Source organism: Streptomyces sp. Ru73 (genome assembly GCF_002920575.1).
GTDB lineage: Bacteria > Actinomycetota > Actinomycetes > Streptomycetales > Streptomycetaceae > Streptomyces.
Map to the genome: position 1 here is coordinate 52,206 of NZ_PQSQ01000044.1, position 8,240 is coordinate 60,445.

Here is an 8,240-nt window from a genome sequence, read left to right on the forward strand (position 1 = left end):
GTGAGCGCATCACCCCCGCACGCCGGCCGGCCGGTGCTCCGGCCCGACGTACACGAAGGCAAGGCCGCACTGGTCACCGGCGGCGGCACCGGCATCGGCCGGGCCACCGCGCTCGACCTCGCGGCGGGCGGCGCCGACGTGGTGGTCTGCGGCCGCCGCCCCGGCCCCCTGGCCGAGGTCCGCAAGGAGGTCGAGGCGGCCGGCGGCCGCTGCCTGGACCTGCCCGCCGACATCCGCGACGAGGAGCAGGTCACCGCGGTCGTGGACCGCGCGCTGGACGCCTTCGGGCGGATCGACGTGCTGGTCAACAACGCGGGCGGGCAGTTCACCGCGCCCGCCGAGGAGATCAGCGCGAACGGCTGGCGGGCCGTGCACCGGCTCGCCGTGGACGCCGCCTGGCACGTCACCCGCGAGGTCGCGCGGAAGGCGATGATCCCGCAGCGGTCGGGCGTGGTGTTCTTCCTCGCGTTCTCACCGCGCCGCGGCATCCCCGGCATGGTGCACGCCACCGCGGCCCGCGCCGCCGTGGAGAACCTGGCCGCCGGGCTCAGCCTGGAGTGGAGCCGGTACGGCATCCGCACGGTGTGCGTCGCGCCCGGCACCATCGCCACCGAAGGTCTCGAAGAGACCTACACCGAGGCCGACCGGGAACGCTGGGCCGCCGCCGTGCCGCTGGGCCGGCTCGGCCGCGCCGCGGACGTCTCCGGGCTGATCTCCTTCCTCGCCTCGTCCGGCGGCGCGTACGTCACCGGCACCACCGTCGTCGTCGACGGCGGCGCCGACGCCTGGGGCGCCGGGCACCCCGCCCCCGCCCCGTCCCCGCTGCGTTCCGAGGAGGCCAACCCATGACGCTGCTCACCCCTGAGAGCCGGGCCGGGGCACGCGATCTGACCGCGCTCTTCGCACCCCGCGCGGTCGCCGTGGTCGGCGCCAGCAACGACCAGGCCAAGTACGGCAACTGGCTCTCCGTGCAGGCGCTGCGGATGCGGGGCCGGCGCGCGGTGTACCTGGTCAGCCGGCGCGGCGAGCCGGTGCTCGGCGAGCCCTCCTACCGCACGCTCGCCGACCTCCCCGAGCCCGTCGACCTCGTGGTCATCGCGGTGCCGGCCGCCGGCTTCGAAGCCGCCGTGGACGACGCGCTCGCGGCCGGCGCGAAGGCGATCGTGGGGATCACCGCGGGCTTCGGCGAGCTGGGCGCTGAGGGCAGGGCGCGGGAGGCGGCGCTGGCCGCACGGGTGCGCGCGGCCGGTGCCGTCCTGCTCGGCCCGAACTGCCTCGGCGTGCTGGACAGCACCACCGGGCTCTACCTGGCCCCCAACCCGCTGCCCGCCGGGACCGTCGGTCTCCTCTCGCAGAGCGGCAACGTGGCGCTGGAGCTGAGCCGCTTCCTCACCGACCGGGGCCTGGGCTTCTCCCGCTTCGCCTCGCTGGGCAACCAGGCCGACCTGGGCGCCGCCGACCTGATCCGGTCCTGCGCCGCGGACCCCGGCACCGAGCTGATCGCCGTGTACTGCGAGGACTTCGGGGACGGCCGGGACTTCGTCGCGGCGGCCGCCGACGCGGTGGCGGCGGGCAAGCCGGTCGTGCTGCTCACCGTCGGCGGCAGCGCCGCCTCCGTACGCGGCGCCAAGTCCCACACCGGCGCGCTGACCAGCGACACCAGCGTCATCGACGCGGCCTGCCGGGCGGCCGGCATCGACCGGGTGACCAGCCCCCGGCAGATGGCCGACCTGCTCACGGCGCTGCACCGCTTCGGGCCGAGCCGGGCCCGGCGGGTGGCCGTACTCGCCGACGGCGGCGGGCACGCGGCGCTCGCCTGCGATCTGGCCGAGGCGCAGGGCCTGTCGGTACCGGAGTTCGGGCCGGAGCTGTCCGCCGCGCTGCGGGCCGGGCTGCCGCCGTCCGCCGGCGTCGGCAACCCCGTCGACATCGCGGGCGCCGGCGAGCGGGACATCACTGTCTTCGCGCGCACGCTGCGGCTGCTGCTCGCCGATCCGGACGTCGACTCGGTGCTGCTGACCGGGTACTTCGGCGGGTACGGCAGTTACGGCGAGCGGCTGGCGGACGCCGAGCTGGCCACCGCGGCGGAGCTGGGCGAGCTGGTCCGCGAGCACGGCAAGCCGGTCGCCGTGCACACGATGTGTCCCGGCAGCGCCGCCGTCGAGGAGCTGTGCCGCCGGGGCGTGCCGGTCTTCACCGCGGTGGAGGACGCCGCGCAGTGCCTGGCCATGCTGGCCCGCCGCGCCGAGCCGGACCGCCGCCCCGGCAGCGCGGACGGGTCCGGCGGCCCGGTCACCGACGACGGCTACTGGACCGCGCGCGAACTGGTCCGGGCCGCGGGCGTCGCGTTCCCCGCCGCACGGCGGGCGACGACTCCGGACGAGGCGGCGGAGGCGGCGCGGGAGCTGGGCGGCGGCCCGTACGTCGTGAAGGCGCTGGGGCTGCTGCACAAGTCCGACGCGGGCGGCGTGGCCCTCGGGCTCGCGGACGCCGCCGCCGTACGGGCGGCGGCGGAGGACATGGCCGGCCGGCTGGCACCGCCCGGCTTCTGCGTCGAGGCCATGGCGGAGCTGACCGACGGCGTGGAGATCATCGTCGGGGTGCGGCGCGACCCGCGGTTCGGCCCGGTCGCCATGGTCGGCCTCGGCGGCATCACCACCGAGGTGCTGCGGGACGTCACCTTCGCGCTGGCCCCGCTCGTCCCCGCGCAGGCCAGGGAGCTGCTGCTGCGGCTCGGCGCCGCTGCCCTGCTGCACGGCGTGCGCGGCCGGCCCGCCGTCGACCTGGACGCGCTCGCCGAGTCCGTCGCGGCCGTCGCCACCCTCGCCGCCGGGCACCCCGAGATCGCCGAGCTGGAGGTCAATCCGCTGCTCGCCACGCCGGACGGCTGCGTCGGCCTGGACGCCCGCATCGTCCTCGCCGACTGACCACCCCCGCCACTCCGTACTGCCCCCGTACCGCTCCGCACCACCTCATCACCTGGGAGACACCGTGCAGTTCGCTTACACCCCGCGCCTGGCCGAGCTGAAGGAACGTGCCGCCGGACTGGCCGCGAAGATCATGCCGTACGAGGAGGAGTGCGAGGCCCGCAACGGCCTGACGCCCGAGGCGCTGGCCGCCATCCGGGACGAGGTGCTGGCCAGCGGCCTGCAGGCGATCAACATGCCGGTCGAGTGGGGCGGCGCCGGGCTGACCGTGCTGGAGCAGGTCGTGGTCCAGGAGGAGCTGGGCAAGCTGACCGGCGCGCTGTGGGACACGGTCTGGCGCCCCGCCAACTGCCTGCGCGCCGCCACCCCCGAGCAGCGCTCCCGCTATCTGCTGCCCGGCATCCAGGGCCGCTGCCGGGACGCGGTCGCGATCACCGAGGCGGACGCCGGATCCGATCCGTCCGCCATCCGCACCACCGCCGTGCCGGACGGCGACGGCTACGTCATCAACGGCGAGAAGTGGTTCGTCACCGTCGGCGACGCCGCCGACTTCCTCATCGTGCTCGCCACCGTCCAGCCCGCCGGCGCACCCACGCTCTTCCTGATCGACAAGGACACCCCGGGCGTCTCGGTCAAGCGCACGCCGCGCTACACCCACACCTTCGTCTACGAGCACCCCGAATTCCTCTTCGAGGACGTACGGGTCGGCCCGGGCGCCGTGCTCGGCGAGGTCGGCCAGGGGTACGAGCTGACCCGCGACTGGTTCACCGAGGAGCGGCTGATGATCGGGGCGCGCACGATCGGCGCCGCCGAGCGGGCGCTGCGGCTCGCCACCGACTGGGCGAGGGAGCGGGTGCAGGGCGGCGAGCCGCTGATCAACCGTCAGCTCATCCAGGGCATGCTCGCCGACTCGGTCGTGGACATCACCACCAACCGGGCCTTCACCCACCAGGTGGCCTGGGAGTTCACCGAGGGCGGCGACCGCAAGCTGCTGCACGCGCGGGCCGCGACGGTGAAGCTCGCCGCTTCCGAGGCGTCCAACCGCGTGGTGGACCGCTGCCAGCAGATCTTCGGCGGGCGCGGCTACATGCGGGACTACCCGGTCGAGCGGCTCTGGCGCGAGCTGCGCGTGGACCGCATCTGGGAGGGCACCTCGGAGATCCAGCGGCTGGTGATCGCCAACGAGATCACCAAGCGCGGCCTCGACGGCCTGCTGTCCTTCGCGACGGAGGACTGAGATGGCCGCCGAGGCCCGTACGGCGCCGGGCGGCGAGGTGGCGGTGGCCAGGGACGGCGACGTCGCCGTGCTCACGCTGCGCCGCGAGGCCAAGCTCAACGCCCTCTCCACGCACCTGGAGTCGCTGCTCCTGGAGGCGCTGCGCTCCCCCGAGGTGCGCGACAGCCGGGCCGTGGTGGTCACCGGCGGGCCGCGGGTGTTCTCGGCCGGCGCCGACGTCGTGGAGCTGCGCGCGATGACGGCCGCCGCGATCGCCGCGTACTACCGCTCCTCGGGCGCGGTGTACGAGGCGCTGGCCCGGCTGCCGCAGCCGACGGTCGCCGCGGTCGCGGGCCACTGCATCGGCGGTGGCTTCGAGCTGGCGCTCGCGGCCGACTTCCGGATCGCCGACGGCACCGCCGGGTTCGCGCTGCCGGAGGTCGGCATCGGCATCCTGCCCAGCTCGGGCGGGGTGACCCGGCTGGTACGCGCGGTGGGCCCGGCCCGCACCCGCGACCTCGTGCTGCGCGGCCGGCGGATCACCGCGACCGAGGCGCACGCGTGGGGGCTGGTGACCGAGGTGGTCCCGCCGGGCGCGCACCTGGACCGGGCGCGCGAACTCGCCGCCGAGCTGGCCGGCCAGCCGCCGCTGGCGGTGTCGCTCACCAAGCAGGTGATCGGTGCCGCAGCGGAGTCGCCCCGCGAGACGGGGCTGCTGCTGGAGCAGCTCGCCTACGCGGCGCTGCACCGCACCGACGACCGATGAGAGCCCCGGGGGCGGGCCGCGGACCGGGACCGTGGCCCGCCCCCTTCCGTTTCCCTCAGCCAAGGAGTCGCATCGTGACAGCTCATCAGGCCGGTACTTCGCCGCAGACCCCGCCGGGTTCCGGGGGCGCCGCCAAGCCGGTGATCGAGACCCGGTCCATCGACTACGTGCCGCTGGCCGAGCGGCACGGCAAGGTGTGGCACCTCTTCCCCGTGTGGTTCGCGGGCGACGCGCACCTCGCCACGATCGCGACCGGCGCCATCGGCGTCGCGCTGGGCGGCAACCTCATATGGACCGCGATCGCCGTGGTGCTCGGCGGCGCGTTCGGCACGTTCTTCATGGCCTTCCACTCCACCCAGGGCCCGCAGCTGGGGCTGCCGCAGATGGTGCAGTCCCGGCCGCAGTTCGGGTACGTGGGGGCGCTGCTGGTATGGGTGGTGGCGCTGACGACGTACATCGGGTACACCGCGTTCAACCAGATCCTGATCGCGCAGACGATGCACCACCTGGCCGGCACGCCGGCCGGGGTGAGTTACGTCGGGTACGCGGCGGTGGCGATCGTCCTCGCGGTCGTCGGCTACGACGTCATCCACCGCGCCTCCCGCTGGCTGACGTTCCTGGTGATCGCGGTGCTGGCGGTCTTCTCGGTGGGTGTCGTGGCGGCCGACCCCTTCTCCCCCGCGCAGCTGGACCTCGGGAGCTTCGCGCTCGCACCGTTCCTGGTGCAGTTCTTCACCGCCGCCGTGTACCAGATGTCCTGGTCGATCTACGTCTCGGACTACTCGCGGTACCTGCCGCCGACGGTCGGCGTGCGGTCGTCGTTCTGGTGGACGTACCTGGGCGCGTGGGTCGGCGGGGCGTGGATGATGCTGATCGGCACGGTCGCTGCCGGGCTGTTCCCCAAGGCCGAGCTGGTCGACTCGGTGATCTCCGCGGGCGATGAGCTGTTCCCCGGCTTCGGCGTGACGCTGCTGCTGGTGTCGGTCCTTCCGCTGATCTCCATCGGCACGCTCAACTTCTACGGCGGCAGCCTGACCCTCCTCTCCAGCATGGACTCGGTACGCAAGATCCGCCCGACGCTCGGCAAGCGGGTGGCGGCCCTGCTGGTGCTCGGGGTGCTCTCCACGGTCATCGCGTTCGGCTCCGACAAGGCGTTCCTGACGGACTTCGGGCACTTCCTGACCGTGCTGGGCTACCTCTTCACGCCGTGGACGGCGATCAACCTGGTCGACTTCTATGTGGTGCGGCGCGGCCACTACTCGATCCGGGAGATCTTCAACCCGCGTGGCATGTACGGCCGGTGGAGCGGGCGCGGCCTGCTGGCCTACGGCATCGGCTTTCTGTCGATGCTGCCGTTCGCCGAGGTCGGCGGCTTCCGCGGGCCCGGCGCCGCGCTGGTGGGCGGCGCCGACGTCACCATGCTGATCGGTCTGCCGGTCTCCGCCGGGGTGTACCTGCTGGCCTGCCGCGGAATGGACCTGGCGGCGGAGCGGGCCGCGGTCGCCGCGGCGGACGCGGGGCTGGAGGACGGCGTACCGGGCGGCGAGGCGGCGCCCGTCAGCGGTACAGCTCCCGCGCGATGATCGTCCGCTGCACCTCCGTCGCGCCCTCGTAGATGCGCGGCGCGCGCACCTCCCGGTAGAGGTGTTCGAGGAGGTGGCCGCGTTGCAGGGCGCGGGCGCCGTGGACCTGCACGGCCGCGTCGACGGCCTCCTGGGCGGTCTCGGTGGCCAGCAGCTTGGCCATGGCGGCACGCTTGGCGACGTCGGGCGCGCCCGCGTCGTAGGCAGCGGCCGCCGCGTACACCAGCAGCCGGGCCGCCTCGATGCGGGTGGCGAGGTCGGCGAGGCGGTGCGCGACGGACTGCAGGTCCTTCAGCGGCCCGCCGAACGCCTTCCGGGCCGCGGTGTGTTCGAGGGCGGCGTCCAGTGCGGCCTGTGCCATGCCGACGGCGAAGGCGCCGACGCTGGGCCGGAAGAGGTTCAGGGTGCGCATCGCGACGCCGAAGCCGCGGCCGGGCTCGCCCAGCACGTCGGCGCGGGTCACCGGGACGCCGTCGAAGACGAGGGTGCCGATCGGGTGCGGGCTGAGCATGTCCAGGTGCGCACCGCTCAGCCCGGCCCGGTCGGCGGGGACCAGGAAGGCGGTGACGCCGCGGGCGCCGGGGGCCTCGCCGGTGCGGGCGAAGACGGTGGCGAAGTCGGCCTCGGGCGCGTTGGAGATCCAGCACTTCTCACCGGTGAGCCGCCAGCCGCTGCCGCTGGTGCCCTCCGGCTCGGCCGCCAGGGTGAGCGCGGCGGCGTCGGAGCCCGCGCCGGGCTCGCTCAGCGCGAAGGCGGCGACCGCGCGGCCCGCGGTGACCTCCGGCAGCCAGCGCGCCCGCTGCTCCGGGGTCCCGGACTGCAGGACCGGGTACGTGCCGAGCCCCTGGAGGGCGAGCGCGGTCTCCGCCTCGGTGCACTCCTGTGCCAGCGACTCGCGCAGCAGGCAGAGATCCAGGGCGCGGACGGTGCCGCCGTCGGGGGCGGTGCCGCCGTCGGGGAACAGGCGGCGCAGCAGGCCCAGTTCGCCGAGCGCGGCCACCAGGGGGCGGTTGATCCGGCCGGGTTCGCCCTTCTCGGCGAGCGGGCGCAGCTGCGCGGCGGTCAGGGCGCGGAGTTCGGCGCACCAGGCCACGTCCTCGGAGTCGAGCGCGAATGCGGTCACGGGGCGGCTCCCTCGGCATCTCTGCTTTATCGCGGTCTGTTGACTGCCGTCACGAACACGTTACGCTGACGAAGCGTCCGTACGGCAGCCCCCGGCGGCCCTCGGACACCACGGCCGAGCGTCACGAGGGGGCGCATGCGTCATGGAAATGCAGCCGTCGGCCCACACCGACACCTTCGCCCGCGACCATCTCCCGCCACCCGCGCAGTGGCCGCACCTGACCGGCCTCCCTTGTCCGCCCCGGCTCAACTGCGGCACGGAACTGCTGGACGGCTCACTGCACCGCTTCGGCGCCGACCGCCCCGCCGTACGCCACGGCGACGGCACCGTCTGGACGTACGGAGAGCTGCGCGCCCACGTCAACCGCCTCGCCCACGTCCTCACCGACGACCTCGGCGTACTGCCCGGCGAACGCGTCCTGCTCCGCGGCCCCACCTCGCCGGAGCTCGCCGCCTGCTGGCTGGCGGTGATGAAGGCCGGCGCCATCGCCGTCACCGTCCCGGCCGCACAGCGCGCCCACGAACTGGCCACCCTCTGCGGCATCGCCCGCGTACGGCACGCGGTGTGCGACGTCCGGTCGGTCGACGACCTCGCCAAGGCCGGCATACCCGGCCTCGCGGTCACC

At 74.6% G+C, this 8,240-nt stretch carries 7 protein-coding genes; 6 read left to right on the forward strand and 1 reads right to left on the reverse strand.

Annotation, left to right across the window (positions count from 1 at the left end; all coding sequences use genetic code 11):
- From C3486_RS19905 to C3486_RS19925, 5 genes are all read left to right on the forward strand, one after another.
- Window positions 1–849, forward strand: coding sequence for an SDR family oxidoreductase (locus C3486_RS19905; protein ID WP_258052878.1), 849 nt, complete (start codon window positions 1–3; stop codon window positions 847–849).
- The gene (locus C3486_RS19910) at window positions 846–2,927 is read left to right on the forward strand and encodes an acetate--CoA ligase family protein (RefSeq protein WP_103834089.1); all 2,082 of its coding nucleotides are present in this window, start codon (window positions 846–848) and stop codon (window positions 2,925–2,927) included. The genes C3486_RS19905 and C3486_RS19910 overlap by 4 nt, the downstream gene beginning before the upstream one ends.
- Window positions 2,928–2,991: 64 nt before the next feature.
- Complete coding sequence (locus C3486_RS19915; protein ID WP_103834090.1) at window positions 2,992–4,164, forward strand: acyl-CoA dehydrogenase family protein; 1,173 nt, start codon at window positions 2,992–2,994, stop codon at window positions 4,162–4,164.
- 1 nt (window position 4,165) lies between these two features.
- The gene (locus C3486_RS19920; RefSeq protein ID WP_103834091.1) at window positions 4,166–4,909 is read left to right on the forward strand and encodes an enoyl-CoA hydratase/isomerase family protein; all 744 of its coding nucleotides are present in this window, start codon (window positions 4,166–4,168) and stop codon (window positions 4,907–4,909) included.
- Window positions 4,910–4,983: 74 nt separating this feature from the next.
- Complete coding sequence (locus C3486_RS19925) at window positions 4,984–6,492, forward strand: cytosine permease (RefSeq protein WP_258052879.1); 1,509 nt, start codon at window positions 4,984–4,986, stop codon at window positions 6,490–6,492.
- On the opposite strand, the gene C3486_RS19930 is transcribed toward C3486_RS19925, so the two are convergent.
- Window positions 6,467–7,615 (reverse strand): acyl-CoA dehydrogenase family protein, encoded by a 1,149-nt coding sequence (locus tag C3486_RS19930; RefSeq protein WP_103834093.1) that lies wholly within the window; start codon window positions 7,613–7,615, stop codon window positions 6,467–6,469. The genes C3486_RS19925 and C3486_RS19930 overlap by 26 nt on opposite strands.
- Window positions 7,616–7,757: 142 nt before the next feature.
- On the opposite strand from C3486_RS19930, the gene C3486_RS19935 reads away from it, so the two are divergent.
- On the forward strand, window positions 7,758–8,240 hold a 483-nt coding region (locus C3486_RS19935; RefSeq protein WP_146075018.1), incomplete at its 3' end, for an AMP-binding protein.